The organism is Nosocomiicoccus sp. HMSC067E10, assembly GCF_001810835.1.
Taxonomy (GTDB): Bacteria; Bacillota; Bacilli; order Staphylococcales; family Salinicoccaceae; genus Nosocomiicoccus; species Nosocomiicoccus ampullae_A.
This window is the reverse complement of record NZ_KV802782.1, coordinates 1-23,836: the sequence shown is the minus strand read 5'-3', so window position 1 is coordinate 23,836 and position 23,836 is coordinate 1. Positions and strand designations below refer to the sequence as shown.

Here is a 23,836-nt window from a genome sequence, read left to right as displayed (position 1 = left end):
ATGGATATATTTAACAGATTTTATTGTTTTGGCCCCTTTTTGTTAGATAAAAAATTATATTTAACATATTTTATGATTTTAGATCCGTTTTTGTTAAATAAATGATTATATCTAACAAAAATTCGTTCCAAGGAGCAAAATATGTAAATAAGAAGAATAAAAATCTTCATAATGAGGCGCTCTAAAATTATTTAGAGCGCTTTTTTCTAATTTTATCTATAAAACTTACGATTATTCAAGTGCTGCAGGATTTTCCTGACAGTTTTTTAAATACTGTAGAGATAAAAAGCTATTTTTCAAAAATTGCAATTTTACATTCTTGAACGTATGGAATATAGTTAGGGCAACATTTTGGAGGTGGTCGTATTCTTTTATTATTAATAACTGGAGGGATACTCGCTTCATTTATATTTGTTGTGTTAGAGGAAAAGAGTTTTAACTTTAAGTTTTTATTCAGAAGAAGTAAGTGTAATCATTGCAATCATACGATAGATGCTGTTGCACTCATACCGATCTTTGGATATATATTGTCGAGGGGCAGATGTAATAAGTGCCACAGATATATACCTTTTATTTATGTGTGTTCAGAAGTTGTACTTGCACTGCTCTTTATAGTTCCAAGTTTAGTTTACATACAGTTTAGAGATTTTTCACTTTATTACTTATTGATTGTATTTCTAGCACCTCTTGCGTTATACGATTTTAAGCATTATAAAATACCTAATTTTACGTTAGTTATACTTTTAACAACAGGTCTCTATGTAACGAGATTTAATTATGTAGATGTAATAGACGATCTGATTATTATAACTTTAGCTCATGTTATTTATATTCTGTTTGATAAAAAAATCGGCTATGGAGATATAAAGTTACTGTCTGTGATAACTTTAATCACTCCTACGTTGTTATTTAGTTTTATCTTGTTATTTTCATTTATAGTCGGTGGGTTTTACGTGATTATTATGGAGATTATAAAGAATTCAGATAACCGTAAAATACCATATGTACCTTTTGTGGCAACTAGTACTATTCTAACTTTTATTATTTATGATGATTTATCAACTATATATTTTGGAGGTTTCTTATGAACGATTTAATGATTAAAGAAATGATGTCTTCCGATAAACCGAGAGAACGATTAAAAATATACGGCGCTGATAATTTAACGAATCGAGAACTTTTAGCAATCATTATAAATACCGGCAGTCGGAATGAGAGCAGCTTAACACTCGCAGATAATGTGTTAAAGAATTTAAAGAAAATCAGCGATTTAAGAGATGTTACGTATCAGGAGCTGACTAAGATTAATGGTATCGGTGAAGCTAAAGCGATAAAAATATTGGCAGTGATTGAACTTGCTATAAGAATGCATAGTCATAGCTTAGAAGATGATGTATTCATTCATTCTCCAGATGACGTATCGAAACTTTTAATGGAGAAAATGAGATATTTCCAACAAGAACATTTTGTCGTCTTATATTTATCGACTAAATATAAAGTGATTCATCAAGAAACAGTATTTAAAGGATCACTTAATACAACGGTAGTTCATCCACGAGAAATTTTTAAAGAAGCGGTCAAAAGAAGTGCGGCAGCTTTTATATGTGTCCACAATCATCCGAGTGGAGACCCAACACCTTCTAGTGAAGATATTGAAGTAAGTAAACGACTTAAAATGAGTAGTGAACTCATTGGTATCGACTTTTTAGATCACATTATCATTGGTAATGGTAAATACATTAGCCTGAAAGAGATGGATTGTTTTTAATCCAGTAATGATTACATAGGGGTTTCTGACTCACTATTCTTTAATATTTTATGTTAAAATTACAGAACATTAATTTTATACATAATAACTATTGAGGTGGTGTTCCTATGTTTACATATAAAGTTGACGATGATATTTCTTTGAAGTTAGTGGATCATCGTGATGCGGATGCTATTTTTGAATTGACGGATAAGTCACGTGATTATCTGAAAGAGTGGTTACCGTGGCCTATTTTTATTAAAAAAGTAGATGATACGAAAGATTTTATTAAGTCTTCCATGCAAAATTATGTAGATAATAAGAGTTTAGTTACAGCAATTATTTTTAAAGGTAAAGTCTCTGGTATAGCGAGTTTTAACTCGTTTGACTGGACAAGTCGTATTGGTCAAATCGGTTATTTTCTTGGCGAGGAGTTTCAAGGGCATGGTATTATGACAAAAGTTGTTCGAGCATTAATGGATATTGGTTTTACAGAGTTTCGTTTAAATAAAATAGAAATAAGAGTTGCAACTGAAAATTTTAAAAGTCGTAAAATTCCTGAAAGACTCGGATTTACTGAAGAGGGAATTTTAAGACAAGTCGAGTGGTTATATGATCACTACGTCGACCATGTGGTTTATGGGATGTTAAAAGATGAGTGGGTGGACTTAAATTAACGTTTATAATTAATAAAAAAGCACTTGTTTTTAATTTTTGAATAAGAGGGTATAAGAGTACAAAAAACATAGAATGAGGTGACTCTATGCTTGCTTATGTATATGCTGAAGATAAAAATGGCCTAATTGGTAAAGGAGACAGACTACCGTGGAGTCTTCCTGCAGATGTAAAGTTTTTTAAAGAAGTAACGATGCAAGGAGACGTCGTCATGGGCCGCGCGACTTATGAGTCAATACCGAACCGTCCGTTAAAAGGTCGACGTAATATCGTGTTAACTCATAATCCAGATTATGAAGCACCTGGTGCGATTGTCGTTAATAGTAAAAAAGAAGTTTTAGAGTTATATGAAAAGTACGCTGAAGATTTTTATATTATCGGCGGTGTAAGCTTATTTAAAATCTTTGAAGACGATGTTGATTATTTATACCGTACGGTAATTCATGACGAATTCGATGGTAACGTATATTTTCCTGATGACTTTGATTACAATGAATTTGAACTTGAAAAGTCTTGGGACGGTAATGTAGATGAAAATAACAAGCATCCCCATACTTTTGAAATATGGAAAAGAAAATAGAGTGATTAGAATTAAAAACCCCTAGAGTTTCGATATTCAAACTCTAGGGGTTTTTTACATTAATAGTAGCACTAACGTTGACGCAATGAGGTGATTTAACATCGTCCACGTAAAGAATGGATACGTGCCATTATGAAGTTTTAACATTTTATTTGTGTTAAATACAAGTACAAGTGTTAATACGAATTCAGTAAAGCCGTCCATATTTAATGTTAAGTTCATTTGGAAATATGCGATATACATCGCGATTGCGTTAAATAGTGCTGTCCCTGCAATCATATATTCTTTTAAAAGTACATTAATGATAATTGTTAATGCTGATACGATAAGTCCAAATAATATTAAGTTTGGAATGACAAACGTTAAATTACTACCGTATCTCGCATAGTCTGGCATCGATGGTGCGATGACGATTGAACCGATGATGAAAAACGCAATGACAAACCAAATGTTGTTAAAGTGTCTGCGCATTTGTGGACCGTAGTTTAAGACGAACGAATATATTTTTGTATTCACTTCTTGACCGTTAATTTCTGCTTTATCATCTTTTACATTGACCATAGGCTGTTCTTTCTTTTTAAATAGGAAAGCATGGTATGCAAAATATATTTGTGTGATGATGAGTACAATGATGAAAGTTTTAAGTGTCATGCTTAGCCTCCGTTTTATATTACGATTACTAGTGTATCGGTTTATGTACATTATTACAAAATAAAACCCACTAAATTGGCGATTTAGTGGGTCTTTGACGTAGACGTTCTGAGTCTACATTTAACAGATAATAATATGATATCTAGCACTTAGGCGTGCTATCGGTGAGTGACATTTGCTAGGCACTGTCGTTCTCTATGTCTAATATATTCTCATTATATTTTAATGTTTAGAGAAATGCAAGTTTATCTCGAATTTTATTTAATATAAACTTTTAAACGCATATATTTTACAATTAGATATGGTAAAATAATGATAATTATGGGGGTGGAGTTTTGAAGTTTTTTAATAAGAATAAAATGATTACGATTGTCTTTTCAGTCATCCTCCTTATTTTATTAATAGGATTTTCTATATCTGATCGTACACATACGACAAAGGCGGAGATGTTCGTTGGAGATGCGACAGCTACGACACAAAAAGTAATGAAAACTCCGTTTAACTTATTAGGTTTTATATTCGGACCGTCAAAAAACGAAAAAGAACTTGAGGCTAAGTTAGATATGTTACCGCAACTTGAAGCGGATTTAAAACGCCTTGAAGAAGAAAATGAAAAATTAAAAGAAGCACTCGATGTATCTTCTAAAATCGACTATGAAACAATTAATGCACGTGTAATTTCACGTTCGCCAGATCAATGGTTAAATAGTTTTACTATCGATAAAGGAACGAAGCACGGTGTATCTGAAGGTATGGCCGTTATGACGCCAAAAGGTCTGATTGGGGTCGTAAAACGTGCGAATGGAAGTTCAAGTTTTATTGAAATGATTACGACAGACGCTGCAAAGAAAAACATTTCTGTTGAAATACATAACGGAGATAAGCGACATTATGGTACGATTCAAAGTTATGATGAAAATGGAAATACGTTACTCGTCGGTAATATCGTCAACGACGGTAAAATTAAAGAAGGATCAAAAGTATATACATCCGGTTTAACGGGTATTTTCCCAGAAGGGATTATCGTCGGTGAAGTTGTCGATTCGGTCAACGACCGATATGGCCTAAGCAAAAATGCAAGTGTTAAAATGGACAGCGATATTAATGAACTCGACATGATATTTGTCATTAAACGTGAGCCTGAAACTGTAGGTGAGGAATAACGATGCGTTCAATTTTTTTATTTATCGGATTCTTTACTGTATTGTTTTTAGATTTTAGTTTCGCTTCAGTGAGTCCGTTCTCACTGTTAGGTTCAGATGTATATTTTGTACCGAAGTTATTATTTATGATGTTATTACTCGTATCGATTTACTTCGGGCGATCATATAGCATATTTTTTAGCATCGTATTCGGAGTCATTTTAGATTTATATACAGGTTCAATTTACGGTATTCATTTATTTGGATTTGTCGCATTTGTATTATTTATGCATTCGGCATTTAGAGTATTCTATAGAGATATGATAGGGCTATTCTTTGTCGTTATCGTCAATACGTTTTTATTTGATTTTTATATATACGGAATATACAAAGTGATTGGATATGTAGATTTACCACTGTTTGATTATATTGCGTTACGTGCAGTGCCGAGTTTATTATTAAACGCATTACTATATATACCACTTCTCATCTTTGTACTCGTTTTAAGAAAAATAAGAAAAAATGTATTCACAGAACATGCATAAAAAGATTGACTCGAGTAGTTAGTATGTGTATACTTTAGAAGTTGATGAATTTGTAAACATCAACCGCTCAGAACAGGTTTAAGTGATTATTTAATCCACCTATATGGCGTGTCTTATAATTAGGAGGTGTAAAGTATGTTTGCTATCATCGAAACAGGCGGTAAACAAGTTAAAGTAGAAGAAGGTCAAACAATCTTCGTTGAAAAGCTTGACGCTAATGAAGGTGACACAGTTACTTTTGATCGCGTACTTTTAGTTGGTGGAGACGACGTTAAAGTCGGTGCGCCAATCGTTGAAGGTGCTACAGTAACTGCGAAAGTTGAACAACAAGGCCGTGGCAAGAAAATCCACGTCGTTAAGTTCAAACGTAGAAAGAACTACTTACGTAAACAAGGTCATCGTCAGCCATTCACAAAAGTTACAATCGAAAAGATTGATGCGTAATGGTTCATGTTGAAGTCAAGTTGAAAGATGACGTTGTTAAAAGCATAGAAATGTCTGGCCATGCCGATTATGGAGAACATGGACAAGATATCGTTTGTGCTGGAGCGTCTAGTGTAGTATTCGGAAACACGAATGCGATATTTCAATTGACAGATGTCGAACCGGTGTTAGATATCAATAATGATGGTGGGTATTTCTTTTTAGAAGTAAAAGAATACGACCAATCTGTAGATCTAATACTTAAAACGATGATTATATCACTCGAAACTATAGAACAATCGTATAAAGACTATATTAAGGTAACTAAAAGTGAGGTGGACTGAATGTTTAAATTAACATTAGACTTACAATTTTTCGCATCGAAAAAAGGGGTAGGATCTACTAGAAACGGTCGTGACTCTCACGCGAAACGTCTTGGTGCGAAACGCCAAGATGGCCAATTTGTAACAGGTGGTTCAATTTTATTCCGTCAACGCGGAACTAAAATTCATCCAGGTGTAAACGTTGGTAGAGGTGGAGACGACACATTATTTGCTAAAGTAGATGGAGTCGTAAGATTTGAGCGCGTTGGACGTAACAAAAAACGCGTATCTGTTTACGAAGCGTAATAAAACAGGCATCAGCGATTCGCTGATGCTTTTTTTTATGTCAGTATATTATGTATAATAGATAAGAATGGAGGTGTCGGTATGTTTGCAGATTATGCGAAGATCTATGTAAAAGCAGGAAACGGTGGTAATGGAATCGTTGCGTACCGAAGAGAAAAATATGAACCTATGGGTGGCCCAGCAGGTGGAGACGGTGGTAACGGTGCAGACATCGTTATGGAAGTCGACGAAGGGCTTAATACGTTAATGGACTTTAAATATCAGCGTCACTTTAAAGCAGAGCACGGTGAATCTGGTATGAGTTCAAATAAACACGGTAAAAGTCGTGAACCGATGATTTTAAAAGTACCACCAGGTACAGTAGTTAAAAATGCTGAAACTGAAGAAGTCATTGCAGATTTAACGACACATACTCAGCGTGCAGTCATCGCAAAAGGTGGTCGTGGTGGACGAGGGAACTCTCGTTTTGTATCGAGTAGAAATACAGCACCAGATTTTGCTGAAGGTGGAGAACCAGGAGAAGAATTCGACCTTATATTAGAATTAAAGTTAATGGCGGACGTCGGTTTAGTAGGATTTCCAAGTGTTGGAAAGTCGACGTTATTAAGTCGTGTATCTCGCGCGACACCAAAAATTGCGTCATATCCATTTACAACGATTCAACCGAATTTAGGTGTTGTAATCGTTAGAGATAAGTCATTTGTTATGGCGGACTTACCAGGGTTAATTGAAGGTGCTGCTGACGGAACAGGTCTTGGAATACAGTTTTTAAGACACGTCGAACGTACTAAAGTTCTCGTACACGTCATCGACATCGCAGAAACAGAGTATAGAGATGCGGTGGAGGACTATAAAATCATTCGCAATGAATTAAAAGAATACAACGAGAAATTATTAAAACGACCAGAAATTATCGCTTTAAATAAAATCGAAGTACTTCAAGATAGAGAAAATATTGAACGATTTAAACGTGAAGTCGAGACGGATTCTAAAATTGTTGAAATTTCAGCAGTGACTGGAGAAGGTATTCAAGCGTTAAACGATTTAATTATCGAAACGTTAGAAAATTATGTCCCTGAAGAGGAAGAAGAAACAATAGACCAAGACGTGCGCGTCGTGTATCGACATGAAAAACAAGAAGCACCGTTTGAAATTAAACGCGGTATGGACGGAACATTTGAAATTCACGGTAAAGAAATCGAAACGCTATTTATGCGTACAGACTTCTCGCGTGACGCAGCAGTCAGAAGATTTGCTCGCCAAATGCGTTCGATGGGTATCGATGACGCGTTAAGAGAAAAAGGCGTACAATCTGGAGATGTCGTTAGAATTAAAGACTTTGAATTTGAATTTATTGAATAGGTGAAAATATGTATCAGTATATTAAAGGCACGCTCACAGAAATTCATGCGAATTATGTGACACTGGAAACAGCTGGTATTGGGTATTTAATCGTTGCTGCAAATCCTTATCATTTTGAAAAGTATTTAAATCAAGAGACGCGTATTTACGTTGAACAAATCGTTCGTGAAGATAGTCTCACGCTATATGGGTTTAGCAGTATAAGTGAAAAGGAAATGTTTCAGTCGCTATTAAAAGTGACTGGAATTGGACCAAAAAGTGCGCTCGCAATTCTCGCGACGTCAACACCGTCTGAAGTCGTAAATGCGATTGAAAACGAAGATCAAAAGTATTTACAAAAATTCCCTGGTATAGGTAAGAAAACCTCTCAACAAATCATTTTAGATTTAAAAGGGAAGTTAAAAGCAGACTTTAAAGCTGAGGTAAAACTACAGCAATCAACGCGTTCAAACGACGTCATTGTAGAGGAAGCACTTGAAACATTAAAAGCACTCGGATACAGCAAACGTGAGTTAAAATCGTTAGAAAAATATTTATCGAAGCAAGAACTCACAACTGTCGAAGATGCAGTGAAATTAAGTTTAAGACATATCGTTGAATAGAACAGGAGACGATAATCATGGACGATAGAATTTTAGATCAGTCGCTAATAGAAGGTGAAGCGAGAGAAGAGTTATCGCTTCGCCCGTTATATTTATCACAATATATCGGTCAAGATACGATTAAAAGGAATTTACAAATTTTTATAGATGCGGCAAAGATGCGTGAGGAACCACTCGATCACGTTATTTTACACGGTCCACCGGGGCTTGGTAAAACTACGTTATCAAATATTATTGCGCATGAAATGAACGTAAATATACGAACGACTGCAGGTCCTGCAATTGAACGTGCGGGAGATTTAGCGGCGATTTTATCGAGCTTAGAACCTGGAGATGTTTTATTTATCGATGAAATTCACAGGCTCCCGCGTATCGTCGAAGAAATTTTATATTCTGCGATGGAAGATTATTTTATTGACGTTGTCATCGGTCAAGGAGATGAAGCGAGAAGTATTCGTATTGACTTACCACCATTTACGTTAGTCGGTGCAACGACGCGTTTTGGGAGTTTATCCGCACCGCTTAGAGACCGTTTCGGAATACAATTACGATTAGAATACTACTCAAACGACGCGTTACAAACGATTGTTGAACGTACCGCGGATATTTTTGACGTGAAAATCGATGAAACGTCTGCATACGAACTCGCGAGAAGAAGTCGCGGAACTCCGCGTATTGCGAACCGCTTATTAAGACGCGTTCGTGATTTCTCAATGGTGAAAGGTGAAGCGTCGATTTCACTAGAAACGACGAATGATGCACTACGCGTTTTAGAAGTCGATGAAGAAGGACTCGATCCGATCGACCATAAAGTCATGACGACAATTATCGATACGTATGGCGGAGGTCCTGTCGGTTTAGAAACAGTCGCTGTATCAATAGGTGAAGAAGTCGTCACGTTAATTGACGTATACGAACCGTATTTAATCCAACGTGGATTTTTACAACGTACACCAAGAGGTCGTGAAGCGACAGCAAAAAGTTATGACTATTTTAAACGACACAAACATATAGAGGATAATGAATCATGAAATTAACCGATTTTGATTTTCACTTACCAGAATCACTCATCGCACAACATCCGCTTAAAAATCGTACGGATTCTAAGTTATTAGTGTTAGATAGAGAGACTGGTGAAATGGAAGATCGTCATTTTTATAATATAATCGATTATTTAAAAAAAGATGACGTTCTCGTATTAAATAATACACGCGTACTACCTGCGCGACTCCACGGACATAAAAAAGACAGTGGCGGTCACGTTGAAATGTTATTACTTAATCCTGAAACGAATGGATATAAAGTACTCATTAAACCTGCGAGACGTGTGCATGTTGGAACGGAAATAGTGTTTGGTGACGGTGAACTAACAGCAACTCCGTTAGAAAAGCATGACAACGGTATTTATATCGTAAAACTTCAATATGATGGTATTTTAGAAGAAGTGTTAGATGGACTTGGTGAAATGCCACTTCCACCATACATTAAAGCACAATTAGAAGATAACGAAAGATATCAAACTGTATTTTCAAAACATAGCGGAAGTGCAGCTGCACCGACTGCTGGGCTTCACTTTACGACTGAGTTACTTAGTCAAATAAAAGAAAAAGGTGTAGATATCGTCTACATTACGCTTCACGTTGGACTTGGTACATTTCGACCAGTCGCAGTAGAAAACGTTGAAGAGCATGATATGCATAGCGAATTTTATTCAATTGAAAAATCTACTGCTAAAAGACTGAACGAAGCAAAAGAAAAGGGCCATCGTATTATTAGTGTTGGCACAACGTCGACGCGTACGTTAGAAGCGAATTTTAGAACGTATAAAAAATTCGTAGCAACGAGTGATTGGACGGATATATTTATTTATCCGGGTCAAGAAATATTATCTGTAGACGGTCTTATTACAAATTTCCATTTACCGAAATCGACATTATTAATGCTCGTAAGTACGGTTTCTACACGAGAAAATATTTTAAAAGCATACAATCATGCGGTAGAAAAAGAGTATCGCTTCTTTAGTTTTGGCGATGCGATGTTAATCATTTAGAGGTGAAATTATGGCAATACGATATGAACACGTTCATACGTGTAAACAGTCTGGTGCACGTGCTGGGCGTTTACATACGCCGCACGGCATTATTGATACACCAATATTTATGCCTGTCGGGACACTCGCAACAGTAAAAGGGATGTCACCAGAAGAATTATTAGAAATGGGTAGTCAGATTATTTTATCGAATACATATCACTTATGGTTAAGACCAGGCAGTGATCTCGTACGAGAAGCGGGTGGGCTTCATAATTTTATGAACTGGCAAAAACCGATTTTAACAGACTCTGGTGGATTCCAAGTATTTAGTTTATCGAACATTCGTACAATCGAAGAAGAAGGCGTACACTTTAGAAGTCATTTAGACGGTTCAAAGTTATTTTTAACGCCTGAAAAGGCAATGGATATTCAGCACGATTTAGGTGCAGATATTATTATGTCATTTGATGAATGTGCACCAATTCCAGCAACTCGTGAATACGTTAAAGATTCGTTAGAACGTACGACACGATGGGCAGAGCGTGGGTTAAATTACCATGTGAAATCTGGAAACGATAAAAAACAAGCGTTATTTGGAATCGTTCAAGGTGGAGAATATAGCGATTTAAGAAAGCAAAGTGCGAGAGAAATTACGTCGTTAGATTTTCCTGGATATTCTATCGGCGGATTATCTGTCGGAGAACCAAAACCATTAATGTATGAAATGTTAGAAGAAACGGTCCCGTTATTACCGTTTGATAAGCCGAGATATTTAATGGGTGTTGGTTCACCGGATGCGTTAATTGAAGGAGTCATTCGTGGTATCGATATGTTTGACTGTGTATTACCGACACGAATCGCACGAAATGGTACGACGATGACGAGTCAAGGACGTCTCGTCGTTAAAAATCAAAAATATAGCCGTGATTTTAGTCCGCTCGATCCAAATTGTGATTGTTATACGTGCCGTAATTATACGCGTGCTTATATCAGGCACTTATTTAAAGCAAATGAAATGTTCGGTGCTAGACTTACGACTTATCATAACTTACATTTTCTGTTAAACTTGATGAGTGACGTTCGTCAAGCAATATTAAATGACAGTCTTTTAGATTTTAAAGAATATTTCTTTGAAACATACGGACTTAATAAAGAAAATGCTAAAAACTTTTAAGAGGAGGGAATCACGTGGATTTACTAGTAACTTTACTACCATTTATCGCGATTTTTGCTGTGATGTATTTTTTAATGATTCGTCCAGCACAAAAGCGTCAAAAACAAATTAATGAAATGCAAGCAGGTTTACAAAAAGGTGATGAAGTTGTAACAATCGGAGGCCTTACAGGTGTCGTTGAATCTTTCGATGCGAACTACATGTATTTAAAAGTCGATGAAGGCACAACTTTAAAATTTGAACGCCGTGCATTACATCAAGTAACTAAGTAATTGAAAGTCGACAAATGTCGGCTTTTTTTAATTTATATTTAGTTTTAACCAAATTATCGTTATAATGTATATATTAATTTACATAACATAAAAAGGGTGACACTGTGAAAAAGAAACCAAGTAGAATTATAAGTATGTTACTCATCGTCGTACTTTTAGGTACAGCGATTGGGCTTACTTATAAAGACATAGTTAAAGACGTTAACTTAGGTTTAGACCTTCAAGGTGGATTTGAGGTACTTTACCAAGTTGAGCCACTAGAAAAAGACGATACGATTGAACAAAAAGATGTCGAAGCGACAGCTTCAACACTAGATTCACGTGTAAACGTACTCGGTGTATCTGAACCGAACATTCAAATAGAAGAAGGAAATCGTATCCGAGTACAACTTGCCGGAGTTGAAAACCAACAAGAAGCACGTGAATTACTTTCAACGCAAGCAGAACTTACAATTCGTGACGTTGAAGATAATGTTTTACTATCCGGTAAAGATTTAGTACAAGGTGGGGCGAGTCAAGGGTATGACGATTTAAACCAACCGATAGTATCTTTAAAATTAAAAGATGCAAGTAAGTTCCATGAAATAACAAAAGAAATTTCTGAAAAACAGAAAGGAGCAAATCTTTTAGTTATTTGGATGGACTTTGAAGAAGGCGTCGACTCTTTCGTTGAAGAAGCCAAAAAAGAAGATTCTAAATATATTTCAGCAGCTTCAGTGGATAAGCCAATTAACTCAACAGAAGTAATGATTTCTGGAGGGTTTGGTGATAAAGAAGGGTTACAACGTGCTCAAAACATTGCAGCATTACTAAACTCTGGTGCGTTACCTGTTAAGTTAACTGAAATTTATTCGACAAGTGTCGGCGCACAGTTTGGTGAAGAGGCGCTCGATAAAACTGTAACAGCAGGTTTAATTGGTGTCGCAATCGTACTCATTTATATGCTTATTTTCTATAGAGTACCAGGACTCATTGCGTCAGTTACACTCGTCGTGTACATTTACTTAACGCTCGTAATGTTTAACTTAATTAGCGGTGTGTTAACACTCCCTGGTATTGCAGCGTTAATATTAGGGGTCGGTATGGCCGTTGACGCAAATATTATTTTATATGAACGTATAAAAGAAGAAATACGAATCGGACGAAGTATTAAAGAATCGTATAAAAAAGGTGCGAATCAGTCATTATGGACAATTATTGACGCGAACTTAACGACGTTAATCGCTGCGATTATTTTATTCATATTCGGTACGTCTAGCGTTAAAGGATTCGCGACGATGCTCTTACTATCTATTTTAATGAGTTTCGTTACAGCAGTATTCTTAACTCGCGTACTGATGCGTTTACTCGTTTCATCTGGCTGGATGGACAACAAACCGCAGTTATTCGGTTTAAAGAAAAAGCATATCCATAACATTCGTGAAGGGGTAAATGTTCAAGAACTAACGACTGTTTGGGATGGACTAAAATTTGCAGAACATGCGAAGAAATTCTTCCTATTAAGTGGTCTCATTATCGTAGCAGGAATCGCTATTTTATCAATATATAGACTGAACCTCGGAATCGACTTTACGAGTGGTACACGTGCAGATATTGTCGCTGAGTCTAATACGACAGAACAGTCTGTAAGAGATGATTTAGTTGAACTTGGACTAGAGCCAGAAAGTTTAACGAAGTCAGGGGATAAGACAGTTGTTGCGCGCTACTCAAAAGATTTAGATAAAAACCAAATTGCAGAGTTACAATCGTTCTTTGAAGAGAAGTATGGCGAAACTCCGATGACGAGTACAGTGAGTCCAGTCGTTGGACAAGAGCTCGTTAAAAACGCAATTAAAGCATTACTTATAGCGTCAGTTGCGATTATTATATACGTAACGATTCGTTTTGAATGGCGTATGGGATTACCGGCTGTTCTCGCTCTACTTCATGACGTATTTGTAATGATTGCGGTATTCAGTTTCTTTAGATTAGAAGTCGATATTACATTTATTGCCGCAGTACTGACAATCGTCGGTTACTCAATTAACGATACGATTGTTACGTTAGACCGTATTCGTGAAAACAATAAAAAGATGAAAGTATATCATAGTGAAGACGATATTAATCGCCTCATCAATACGTCATTAAGACAAACGATGACACGTTCATTAAACACAGTAATTACTGTAATCATCGTCGTTGTTTTCCTCGTATTTATGGGAAGCGAATCGATCTTTACGTTCTCAGTTGCGTTACTCGTTGGTTTAATTAGTGGTGTATACTCATCTCTATTTATCGCAATTCAATTATGGGGTGTTCTTAAAAAGAGACAACTTCGTAAAAATGGTGGTAAACTAGTTGTATACGAAGAAAAACGTAGTAATGACGATAAAGTATTAGTATAAAATAACGTCTAGGCAAATCGCCTAGACGTTTTTTAAAGGATGATTATATGTACGAGTCAACATATCATTGGATTTTAAATGAAAATGAATCGTCTATTACAGACGAACTTATCGAACGATATAAATTAAGTGAACTCAGTCAACATATTTTAGAAAATCGTGGGTTCACATCTGAAGATGATTTAAAGAAAATATTAGAACCAGAAACACATTCACCGTCACTCATATATGATATCGACAAAGCGACAGAGTTAATCCAGGAGCATGTTAACAATCAAAGTCGAATTTTAATATACGGGGACTATGATGCGGATGGAATTACGAGTACGACGATTCTTTATAAAGCGTTAAAAAAACGAAATATAAACGTGTATTTCTTTATCCCAAATCGTGTCGATCACGGTTATGGTTTAAATTACGATTTACTACAAGAAGAAGTCATCGGGAATTTTGACTTAGTAATTACAGTTGATAATGGGGTCACACATATTAAAGAAATTGAATTACTAAGAGAGAATGATATAGACGTAATCGTCATCGATCACCATGAATTTAGTGAGGAAATGCCAAATGCAGTTATCATTCACCCGAATCATCCAAATGGAAATTATCCATGTAACAACTTAGCCGGGGTCGGTATTACTTATAAAGTGATTGAAGCGCTAGGATACGTTGAAGATGAATTTATTGGCCTTGTTGCGATCGGAACGATTGCAGATATGGTGCCGATGTTTGATGAGAATCGATATTTTGTCATTCATGGGTTAGATTATTTAAACAGTCATACGAATATTGGTGTAAAAGCACTGTTGAATGCCGCGAAATCTTCAGGTGAAATTACCGAAGAGACGGTCGGTTTTACGATTGCACCGCGTTTAAATGCAACGGGTCGTATAGACGAAGCGAGTATATCAGTATCTCTCTTACTTTCAGAAAGTTATAGTGAAGCGGAAATGATAGCTACAGAAATAGAGATGTTAAATGATACTAGGAAGCAAATGGTTGAGGATACGTACGCTGAAGCGGTAGAGTTTTTAAATGCTGACGATAACATTCACGTCATTTACGGTGATTTATGGCATCCTGGTGTGTTAGGAATCGTTGCTTCTAAAATAGTTGAAGCATACGGTGTACCGGCAATTTTACTGACAAAAGATGAAGATGTATACACTGGAAGTGCGCGTTCAATTAATACGATAGAACTACTTCAAGAATTATCACATTTAAAAGTGTCTCATGTTGCACACGGACATAATCAAGCGTTTGGTATTAAAGTACCAATAGAATCCATGGACGATTTTAAAGATGAATTAACAGCGTACATGAACGACAAAGGATCTTCATCAAAACCGACTAGAGATGTTGATTTAAAGCTAACGAACAAGAACGTTACGACAGATGATATTAAGGCATTAAATGCATTGCGACCGTTTGGACATGGATTTTTAGCACCAACAGTCATGATAAGTGGCGCACGAATTGATTCGATTCGCCAGCTCGGAGTTGATAACAAGCATTTAAAAATGACGCTTTACGATTATAGTTTTGAAGTCATCGGATTTAACTACGGGGAATTATACAACGAGACATCTCAAGGCGAGAAAATTTACATGATTGGAACGCTCGGTATCAACGAGTTTAACGGTGTAGAAAAAGTTCAACTCGTATTAAATGACGCTGAAATTAAAGATATGCAGCTATTTGATATGCGTTCAAAAAACAATCAAAACTTTAAACGTATTAATAAAAAGAGTGATATTTTCTTTATCGCTGAAGATAAAGAAAAGCTCGGTGATAACTATTTCCATTACGGTGAGACGATTATTTATAACGTTGACCAAGTGATTTTTAGAGATTTGCCAATTTCTATACAAAATTTTGAAGCATCAGTGAAGCAATTAAAAACTTCAAAACTCGTCGCTATTTTTGATGATAAAGATAATTTATTCTTTAGTGGGATTCCTAAAGTTCAAACGATTGAACATGTGTATGAAACGATTATTAATGCTGAAAATGGTGCGATTGACTTAAAAAAATATGCACCACAATTTGCAAAAAAACATAATATTACTATGGATATGCTCGTCAAAGTATTAAATGTTTTAGATGATTTAAATCGTGTTAAATTAAATGAAGGCGTCATTTTTTACAATGAGGATTTAACGTCTGATCTCGTCGTCATCGAATCGAAATATTTTAAACAACTTAGTGAAAAGTTAAATGCGGAGACGATTTTAAAAATGTCCTCGAGACCAGAGTTAAAAACATATATTGAAACGCTAATAAACGAATAAAAACGATGTGTATACGTATGAATTATGTTAAAATAATAGTATTAAATGTAAAGGTGCGAGATTATTAAATGAATTTACGACAGTATGTTTCTGAAGTAGAAAACTGGCCAAAACCTGGCGTACAGTTTAAAGATATTACGACTATTATGGATAACGGTGAAGCATTTGGCTACGCGGTAGATCAAATTGCTAAATTCGCTGAAGATAAAGACGTCGATATTATCGTTGGACCGGAAGCACGAGGATTTATTATCGGATGTCCAGTTGCTTATAAGTTAGGTATTGGCTTTGCGCCAGTGCGTAAACCAAATAAGCTACCGAGAGAAACGATCTCTTATGAGTATGATTTAGAATACGGTACAAACACACTTGAAATTCATAAAGATGCAATTAAAAAAGGTCAACGTGTGTTAATTACAGATGACTTACTTGCTACTGGTGGAACGATTGAAGCGGCGATTCATCTTGTTGAAGAGCTCGGTGGTATCGTAGTCGGACTCGCGTTTTTAATCGAGTTAAACTATTTAAATGGTCGAGATAAAATTAAAGACTATGAAATTATCTCATTATTAGAATATAATGAATAATAATTATAGTGCCTGAGCAATCAGGCACTTTTACATAACAAGACTTTTAAAGGAAGTGAGATCATGAGTGATAAAGAATACCCATATATTGCTGAAGATGTATTTAATTTATGTAGTGCATATATGAATGATGATGAGTTAAATATGGTTAAAGATGCTTATGATCTTGCTGAAAAAGCTCATGATGGTCAATTTAGAAAAAATGGATTGCCGTATATTTTACATCCAGTCCAAGTTGCAGGAATTTTAGCAGAGTTAAAGCTCGATGTAGCGACGATTGTCGCAGGATTTTTACACGACGTTGTAGAAGATACGCCGTATACTCATGAAGATTTAGTAAATATGTTCAATGAAGAAGTTGCGGTAATTGTTGACGGTGTAACGAAGTTAGAAAAAGTAAAGTACCGTTCACTAGAAGAGCAACAAGCAGAAAACCATAGAAAATTGTTCGTTGCAATTGCAAAAGATGTTCGAGTAATTTTAGTAAAGCTCGCAGATAGACTGCACAATATGCGTACGTTAAAAGCGATGCCTGAGGAAAAGCAAATTCGAATTTCTAAAGAAACGCTTGAAATTTACGCACCGATTGCGAACCGACTCGGTATCTCGAGTATTAAATGGGAATTAGAAGATATCTCATTACGCTATATCGATCCAAGTGCATATTTTAGAATCGTTAGTTATATGAAAAAGAAACGTAGCGAACGTGAAGTTATCATTAACAAAGCGATTGAACAAATCGAAAGTGAATTATCAAAATCACATATCAAACATAGTTTATCTGGTCGCGCAAAACATATTTATAGTATTTACCGTAAAATGGAAGACCAACATAAACAATTTGACCAAATTTTTGATTTACTCGCTGTACGCGTACTCGTCGATGATATTAGAGACTGTTATGCAGTACTAGGTATTATCCATACGATTTGGAAACCGGTACCTGGTCGTTTTAAAGACTATATCGCAATGCCGAAACAAAATATGTACCAGTCACTACACACGACAGTTGTAGGCCCAAACGGGGATCCGCTTGAAATACAAATTCGAACGTTTGAAATGCACGAAATCGCAGAGCACGGGGTCGCTGCACACTGGGCATATAAAGAAGGTCAAAAGTTAAGTGCACCGACGAATAGCTGGGTAAAAGAAATTGTCGATAATGAATCGTCTTATACAGATGCTGAAGAATTTATGGATGCATTAAAGAGCGATATGTTATCTGATAAGATCTATGTATTTACACCAAATGGTGACGTCGTCGAGTTACCACAAGGTGCAGTGCCGATTGATTTTGCGTATTCTGTACACTCAGAAGTCGGAAATCAGATGGTCGGAGCAAAAGTAAACGGTAAAATTGTACCGATTGATTTTACGTTAAATACTGGTGATATCGTCGAAATTCGTACGAGCAAACAGTCATACGGACCAAGTTTAGACTGGTTAAATCTCGTAAAGTCATCGAGCTCTAAAAATAAAATACGAGCGTTCTTTAAAAAGCAAGACCGTGAACAAAACGTTGAAAAAGGTCGCCTACAAGTTGAAGAAGAAATTAAGTTAAACGGTTTTAAACTAGAAGAAGCATTAACTGAAAAAACAGTCGCTCAAGTGTTAGAGCGTTATAATTTAAATCAAATCGATGATCTATATGCAATGGTTGGATATGGTGGTGTAACACCACAGCAAATCGTGAACCGTTTGACGAGTCATTTAAAACAAAAAGATACGTCACCTGTTCTTGAAGTAGAACGTAAAAAAGACTTTAAACAAACGACTTCAGAGTCTGGAGTAATTGTTGAAGGATTAGACGGTATGCTCGTGAGCCTTGCAAAATGTTGCAACCCGGTTCCAGGAGATGACATCGTCGGTTATATAACAAAAGGCCATGGTGTTAAAGTTCACGTCAAAAGTTGTGCGAACATTCAAAATGAAACAGAACGTTTAATCGACGTTTCATGGGTCGGAAGTATCGAAGACAAAGCACGCTATAAAGTGAATTTAGAAATCCACGGATTCGATCGTAATGGTTTAGTCAATGAAATATTAAACCTCGTGTCAAGTGAGAAAGTTCCGATTACTCAAGTGAGTGGCCAAACGAATGCGAGTAACCATGCGAAAGTGAATATTTCGATTATGGTTCAATCTAAACCAGATTTACATCGTATCGTCGATAAAATTAAAAATTTAAAAGATATTTATAGTGTTGAGCGCGTGTTTAAATGAGGTGTTATAAGTGAAAGTCGTATTACAAAAAGTAAGTCATGCTTCAGTCATTACAAACGAGTTATATAATGAAATCCAAACGGGATATATGTTACTCGTCGGTGTGAGTGAGACATCTACGAAAGAAGATGCAAAAAAACTTGCTGAAAAGATTGTAAAGGCAAGAGTGTTTGAAGATAACGACGGAAAAATTAACTTGTCGATCAAAGATGTCGGAGGAGAGATTTTAAGTATTTCTCAGTTTACGTTATATGCAGATGTCAGAAAAGGAAACCGTCCATCGTTTGTCGGTGCTGCGAGTAAAGAGCATGCAAACGAGCTATATGAATACTTTAATGAGCAACTAAGAGAAGAAGGGGTGCTCGTTAAAACTGGATTTTTCGGAGCGCATATGAATGTGCGGCTCACTAATAGTGGGCCGATTACTATTATATATGAAGCCAAAGAAGGTAAGATTATTTAATGAATGGACTAAAGGCATTCTTAAAAAAGGTCGGCCAATTTTTAATTTGGTTTCTTAAAACAAAAAAGCATGTATATGTAAAACCGTTATTTATATTTGTAACGTCTTTAATATTTATTTTTTCATTTATTTACATCGTAAAATCATATGAACCAAAAAATAATTATCAAAATATAACAATTGATTTTACAGAAAAGAAATATGACTTTAAAGGAAAAACAATCGTCATTGACCCTGGACACGGTGGTACAGATCCAGGGGCACCGTCATATTATGGTGAAAACGAGGCAACGATTGTGTTATCCGTTGCGCTAAAGTTAGAAAAAGTGTTAAAACAATCGAATGCAAAAGTCGTGATGATTCGTAACTCGAATAAAACAGTAGAACTCGATGATCGTGAAGTCGAAGGAGATATTTTTATCTCACTTCATAGTGATGCGTTTGAATCTCCAGAACCTACTGGCTTTAAAACATTCTATACTCATGATAACCAAAAAGACTTAGCAACTGCTATGAATGAAGGTTTAGACCGTTACGCACTGTTACCGAATAATGGCGTTGAAGTTATGGGATATCAAGTAACAGAACAACTCGATTATCCTGCAACGTTAGTCGAACTCGGATTTTTAAGTAACGACGTTGATGATTATTTACTTAATACTGACGATTATCAAAATCGTTTAGTTAAAGGACTATTAGATGGCTTAGAAATATATCTTGAAGAGTAGATAAACATTTGACTATAAGTACGATATTAATTTATAATTTATATAATCTAATTATAGAAGAAGTACTTTTAAAAATGAGCGAGCAGAGACGTCATGTTTGGTGAGAATGACGCATTTTAAAATGTTACAGACACTTCTATATATTAATAAAATAATTTTTAATGAAGAGTAAACCATTACTAAATTAGGGTGGCACCACGATATATTCGTCCCTTATACCATAAGCGGTATAAGGGATATTTTTATGGAGGGAAATCTATGATACAAATACCACGCGGTACGCAAGATATTTTACCGAAAGATTCTTATAAGTGGCAGTTTATTGAAGACACACTTAAAGACGTTTGTGAAAAGTACAATTACCAAGAAATTAGAACGCCAATTTTTGAAAGTACGGATTTATTCGTAAGAGCTGTTGGGGATACGACAGATATCGTCAATAAAGAAATGTATACGTTTAAAGATAAAGGCGATAGAAGTATGACACTTCGTCCTGAAGGTACAGCACCGGTCGTACGTAGTTATATTGAAAACAAAATGTACGGCGACCCCAATCAACCGATTAAAGTCTTCTACAATCAGCCGATGTTCAGATACGAACGTCAACAAAAAGGGCGTTACAGACAGTTCGTTCAGTTCGGTGTAGAAGCGATCGGTGTTGAAAATCCGTTAATCGATGTTGAAATTTTAAGCATGCTGATGGCGTTTTACGAGTCATTTGGTTTAAAAGATTTAGAGCTACACATTAACTCAATTGGTGACTTTGATAGTCGTAAAGAGTATCAAAAAGCACTTCAAGAACATTTTAGACCGAGTATTGATGAGTTTTGTTCTGACTGTCAGTCACGAATCGATTCAAATCCAATGAGAATATTAGACTGTAAAAAAGATAAAAATCACCCGTTAATGGCGACAGCACCAAAAATCACTGATTACTTAAATGAAGAATCACTGTCGTATTACGAAAAAGTAAAATCTCAACTCGACAAAATCGGTATTAAATACGTCGAAGATCCGAATTTAGTTCGTGGACTCGACTATTACACACATACTGCATTTGAATTAATGAGTACTTCAGATGGTTTTGGTTCGATTACTACGCTCGCAGGTGGTGGTCGATATAACGGTTTAGTAGAAATGTTAGACGGTCCGAAAGAAACAGGTATCGGATTTGCTTTATCTATTGAACGATTGCTACTTGCACTTGAAGCAGAAGGTATAGAGATTAAAAACCCTCACACGCTAGATTTATATGTTGTGACGATAGGGGAAGAAGCAAGAGACTATGCGAGCGTGTTATTATCACGGTTAAGAAAAAATAAATTGACTGTCGATATGGATTATAAAGCTCGTGGTGTCGGAGCTCAGTTTAGAGATGCAGACCGTAAAGGTGCGACTTATACAATTGTATTAGGTGAAAATGAACTTGAAACTGGTCAAGTCAAATTAAAACATATGGCAACAGGAGAAGAAGTGGAAACTTCAATTGAAAACTTACAGGAGGCTATTAAATAATGAGTAGAACACTCGTATTAGAAACGTTAGAACAATTAAACGAAACTGTAACATTAAAAGGCTGGGTACAACGCCGTCGTGACTTAGGTGGGTTAATCTTTATCGACTTAAGAGATGCTTCAGGCGTCGTACAAGTTGTTTTTAATCAAGACAATCAAGAAGCAACAGAAATTGCAGACACACTACGCTCAGAGTACGTCATCGAAGTAACTGGTGAAGTCGTTAAACGTGACCCGTCGACAGTGAACGAAAACATTAAAACAGGTGAGTTAGAAGTCGTTGCAAATACACTTAAAGTGTTATCTAAAGCGCAAACTCCACCATTTCAAATTGAAGATGAAGACGTAAGTGAAGACGTCAGATTAAAATATCGTTACGTCGATTTAAAACGTCAACGTTTACAAGAAACATTAAGAACACGCCATAAAACTACTGCAGCAATTCGTGAATTTTTAAATGACGAATTTTTCGTAGATGTTGAAACACCGTTTTTATCTAAATCAACACCAGAAGGTGCACGTGACTATTTAGTACCGTCACGTATTCACCACGGTGAATTTTATGCATTACCACAGTCACCACAAATTTATAAGCAACTACTTATGTTAAGTGGTTTTGAAAGATATTATCAAATTGTAAAATGTTTCCGTGACGAAGACTTACGTCGTGACCGTCAACCAGAGTTCACTCAAGTGGATATCGAAAAATCTTTCACTGACGTTGAAGATATGATCGACTTAAACGAACGTTTATTAAAACACGTATTTAAAACAGTCAAAGGCTTAGACATTGAAACACCATTTGCACGCATGACATATGATGATGCGATGTTACGTTATGGTGTAGATAAGCCGGATACACGTTTTGATATGGAACTTGTAGAACTTAGCGAATTTAGTAAGAATGTTGACTTTAAAGTATTTAAATCAACAGTTGAAAACGGTGGAATCGTTAAAGCAATCGTCGTTAAAAACAATGCAGACAAATACTCTAGAAAAGATATTGAGGCTCTTGAAGAGTATGTAAAATTATACGGGGCTAAAGGACTTGCTTGGTTAAAATATAACGACGAAGCATTCTCAGGTCCAATCGCTAAATTCTTTGACGATGAAAAACAAGCAGAATTAAAAGAACTATTAAGCGTTGAAGACAATGACCTCGTATTTTTCGGCGCAGATAAAGCATCTGTTGTAAATGCAAGTCTAGGTAACTTAAGAAATAAACTTGGTAAAGAGTTAGAGTTAATCGACGAAGATAAATACAACTTCGTATGGATTACAGATTGGCCATTATTTGAATACGATGAAGAGGAAGAACGCTTTGTTGCAGCACACCATCCGTTTACGTCACCAAAAGAAGAAGATATCGAGCTACTAGAAACAACACCAGAAAAAGTAAAAGCAAATGCTTATGACATCGTATTAAACGGTTATGAACTCGGTGGAGGGTCAATACGTATTTCTGATCCTGAACTTCAAGAGAAAATGTTCAAAGCACTTGGTTTCTCTGAAAAAGAAATGCACGATCAGTTTGGTTTCTTAATCGAAGCATTTAAATATGGAGCACCACCACATGGTGGTTTAGCATACGGATTAGATCGTCTTGTTATGTTACTAACAAAAACAGATAATATCCGTGACGTTATTGCATTCCCTAAAACAAGTAGTGCACAAGACTTAATGATGGATTCACCATCGTTTGTTTCAAACAGACAATTAAACGAATTACATCTTCAAATTAAACCAGAAGGTAAGTAATAAAAAATAAGCTTAGCAATTTGAGGTGCACCCCTAAAGTTGGACACTAAA

At 35.8% G+C, this 23,836-nt stretch carries 24 protein-coding genes and 1 other annotated feature; of the genes, 23 read left to right on the top strand and 1 reads right to left on the bottom strand.

What is annotated here, in order from left to right:
- Positions 1 to 365: 365 nt before the first annotated feature.
- The 4 genes from HMPREF2767_RS08960 (at position 366) to HMPREF2767_RS08350 (ending at position 3,002) form a co-directional block, all read left to right on the top strand.
- Positions 366 to 1,088 (top strand): prepilin peptidase, encoded by a 723-nt coding sequence (locus HMPREF2767_RS08960; protein WP_070623933.1) that lies wholly within the window; start codon positions 366 to 368, stop codon positions 1,086 to 1,088.
- Positions 1,085 to 1,768, top strand: coding sequence for a RadC family protein (radC, locus tag HMPREF2767_RS08360; protein WP_144265436.1), 684 nt, complete (start codon positions 1,085 to 1,087; stop codon positions 1,766 to 1,768). Before HMPREF2767_RS08960 ends, radC begins: the two co-directional genes overlap by 4 nt.
- Before the next feature lie 107 nt (positions 1,769 to 1,875).
- Positions 1,876 to 2,424 carry a GNAT family N-acetyltransferase gene (locus HMPREF2767_RS08355; RefSeq protein WP_070623930.1) on the top strand — a complete coding sequence of 183 codons (549 nt, stop codon included), beginning with the start codon at positions 1,876 to 1,878 and terminating at the stop codon, positions 2,422 to 2,424.
- 86 nt (positions 2,425 to 2,510) lie between these two features.
- Positions 2,511 to 3,002 carry a dihydrofolate reductase gene (locus HMPREF2767_RS08350; RefSeq protein ID WP_070623927.1) on the top strand — a complete coding sequence of 164 codons (492 nt, stop codon included), beginning with the start codon at positions 2,511 to 2,513 and terminating at the stop codon, positions 3,000 to 3,002.
- 54 nt (positions 3,003 to 3,056) lie between these two features.
- Here HMPREF2767_RS08350 and HMPREF2767_RS08345 read toward each other — a convergent pair whose 3' ends face one another.
- A complete protein-coding gene (locus tag HMPREF2767_RS08345) occupies positions 3,057 to 3,653 on the bottom strand; it encodes a hypothetical protein (protein WP_070623924.1) in 597 nt (198 codons plus the stop codon).
- A gap of 335 nt (positions 3,654 to 3,988) precedes the next feature.
- Between HMPREF2767_RS08345 and mreC the strand changes: the two genes are divergently transcribed.
- The 19 genes from mreC (at position 3,989) to aspS (ending at position 23,785) form a co-directional block, all read left to right on the top strand.
- On the top strand, positions 3,989 to 4,816 hold the full coding sequence (gene mreC / locus HMPREF2767_RS08340; protein WP_246828785.1) for a rod shape-determining protein MreC: 828 nt from the start codon (positions 3,989 to 3,991) through the stop codon (positions 4,814 to 4,816).
- Between the two features lie 2 nt (positions 4,817 to 4,818).
- Positions 4,819 to 5,340, top strand: a complete 522-nt coding sequence (gene mreD / locus HMPREF2767_RS08335; RefSeq protein WP_070623921.1) for a rod shape-determining protein MreD — start codon at positions 4,819 to 4,821, stop codon at positions 5,338 to 5,340.
- 51 nt (positions 5,341 to 5,391) lie between these two features.
- Positions 5,392 to 5,464: a sequence feature (ribosomal protein L21 leader region), on the top strand.
- 11 nt (positions 5,465 to 5,475) lie between these two features.
- Positions 5,476 to 5,784, top strand: coding sequence for a 50S ribosomal protein L21 (gene rplU, locus HMPREF2767_RS08330; RefSeq protein WP_068128146.1), 309 nt, complete (start codon positions 5,476 to 5,478; stop codon positions 5,782 to 5,784).
- Complete coding sequence (locus HMPREF2767_RS08325; RefSeq protein ID WP_068128149.1) at positions 5,784 to 6,107, top strand: ribosomal-processing cysteine protease Prp; 324 nt, start codon at positions 5,784 to 5,786, stop codon at positions 6,105 to 6,107. The genes rplU and HMPREF2767_RS08325 overlap by 1 nt, the downstream gene beginning before the upstream one ends.
- Positions 6,108 to 6,392 carry a 50S ribosomal protein L27 gene (gene rpmA, locus HMPREF2767_RS08320; RefSeq protein ID WP_040928799.1) on the top strand — a complete coding sequence of 95 codons (285 nt, stop codon included), beginning with the start codon at positions 6,108 to 6,110 and terminating at the stop codon, positions 6,390 to 6,392.
- Between the two features lie 81 nt (positions 6,393 to 6,473).
- On the top strand, positions 6,474 to 7,754 hold the full coding sequence (gene obgE / locus HMPREF2767_RS08315) for a GTPase ObgE (protein WP_070623918.1): 1,281 nt from the start codon (positions 6,474 to 6,476) through the stop codon (positions 7,752 to 7,754).
- Between the two features lie 8 nt (positions 7,755 to 7,762).
- A complete protein-coding gene (ruvA, locus tag HMPREF2767_RS08310) occupies positions 7,763 to 8,356 on the top strand; it encodes a Holliday junction branch migration protein RuvA (protein WP_070623915.1) in 594 nt (197 codons plus the stop codon).
- Between the two features lie 17 nt (positions 8,357 to 8,373).
- Positions 8,374 to 9,387, top strand: a complete 1,014-nt coding sequence (ruvB, locus tag HMPREF2767_RS08305) for a Holliday junction branch migration DNA helicase RuvB (protein ID WP_040928796.1) — start codon at positions 8,374 to 8,376, stop codon at positions 9,385 to 9,387.
- Positions 9,384 to 10,406 carry a tRNA preQ1(34) S-adenosylmethionine ribosyltransferase-isomerase QueA gene (gene queA, locus HMPREF2767_RS08300; protein ID WP_068128157.1) on the top strand — a complete coding sequence of 341 codons (1,023 nt, stop codon included), beginning with the start codon at positions 9,384 to 9,386 and terminating at the stop codon, positions 10,404 to 10,406. Before ruvB ends, queA begins: the two co-directional genes overlap by 4 nt.
- Before the next feature lie 7 nt (positions 10,407 to 10,413).
- Positions 10,414 to 11,562, top strand: coding sequence for a tRNA guanosine(34) transglycosylase Tgt (tgt, locus tag HMPREF2767_RS08295; protein ID WP_070623913.1), 1,149 nt, complete (start codon positions 10,414 to 10,416; stop codon positions 11,560 to 11,562).
- Between the two features lie 14 nt (positions 11,563 to 11,576).
- Entirely contained in the window at positions 11,577 to 11,834 is a 258-nt protein-coding gene (gene yajC / locus HMPREF2767_RS08290) for a preprotein translocase subunit YajC (RefSeq protein ID WP_068128162.1), read from the top strand.
- A 104-nt stretch (positions 11,835 to 11,938) separates the two neighbouring features.
- Positions 11,939 to 14,218, top strand: a complete 2,280-nt coding sequence (secDF, locus tag HMPREF2767_RS08285; RefSeq protein WP_083302103.1) for a protein translocase subunit SecDF — start codon at positions 11,939 to 11,941, stop codon at positions 14,216 to 14,218.
- A 47-nt stretch (positions 14,219 to 14,265) separates the two neighbouring features.
- Complete coding sequence (gene recJ, locus HMPREF2767_RS08280) at positions 14,266 to 16,512, top strand: single-stranded-DNA-specific exonuclease RecJ (protein ID WP_068128166.1); 2,247 nt, start codon at positions 14,266 to 14,268, stop codon at positions 16,510 to 16,512.
- A gap of 68 nt (positions 16,513 to 16,580) precedes the next feature.
- The gene (locus HMPREF2767_RS08275) at positions 16,581 to 17,099 is read left to right on the top strand and encodes an adenine phosphoribosyltransferase (RefSeq protein WP_068128169.1); all 519 of its coding nucleotides are present in this window, start codon (positions 16,581 to 16,583) and stop codon (positions 17,097 to 17,099) included.
- A 63-nt stretch (positions 17,100 to 17,162) separates the two neighbouring features.
- Entirely contained in the window at positions 17,163 to 19,322 is a 2,160-nt protein-coding gene (locus tag HMPREF2767_RS08270) for a RelA/SpoT family protein (protein ID WP_070623911.1), read from the top strand.
- A 10-nt stretch (positions 19,323 to 19,332) separates the two neighbouring features.
- Positions 19,333 to 19,785, top strand: coding sequence for a D-aminoacyl-tRNA deacylase (gene dtd, locus HMPREF2767_RS08265; RefSeq protein ID WP_070623908.1), 453 nt, complete (start codon positions 19,333 to 19,335; stop codon positions 19,783 to 19,785).
- Positions 19,785 to 20,513: an N-acetylmuramoyl-L-alanine amidase family protein gene (locus HMPREF2767_RS08260; RefSeq protein ID WP_040928786.1), complete on the top strand. Its 729-nt coding sequence runs from the start codon at positions 19,785 to 19,787 to the stop codon at positions 20,511 to 20,513. Before dtd ends, HMPREF2767_RS08260 begins: the two co-directional genes overlap by 1 nt.
- Positions 20,514 to 20,771: 258 nt before the next feature.
- Positions 20,772 to 22,028: a histidine--tRNA ligase gene (gene hisS / locus HMPREF2767_RS08255; RefSeq protein ID WP_070623907.1), complete on the top strand. Its 1,257-nt coding sequence runs from the start codon at positions 20,772 to 20,774 to the stop codon at positions 22,026 to 22,028.
- Positions 22,028 to 23,785, top strand: a complete 1,758-nt coding sequence (gene aspS / locus HMPREF2767_RS08250) for an aspartate--tRNA ligase (protein WP_070623906.1) — start codon at positions 22,028 to 22,030, stop codon at positions 23,783 to 23,785. The genes hisS and aspS overlap by 1 nt, the downstream gene beginning before the upstream one ends.
- The last annotated feature ends 51 nt before the right edge of the window (positions 23,786 to 23,836 follow it).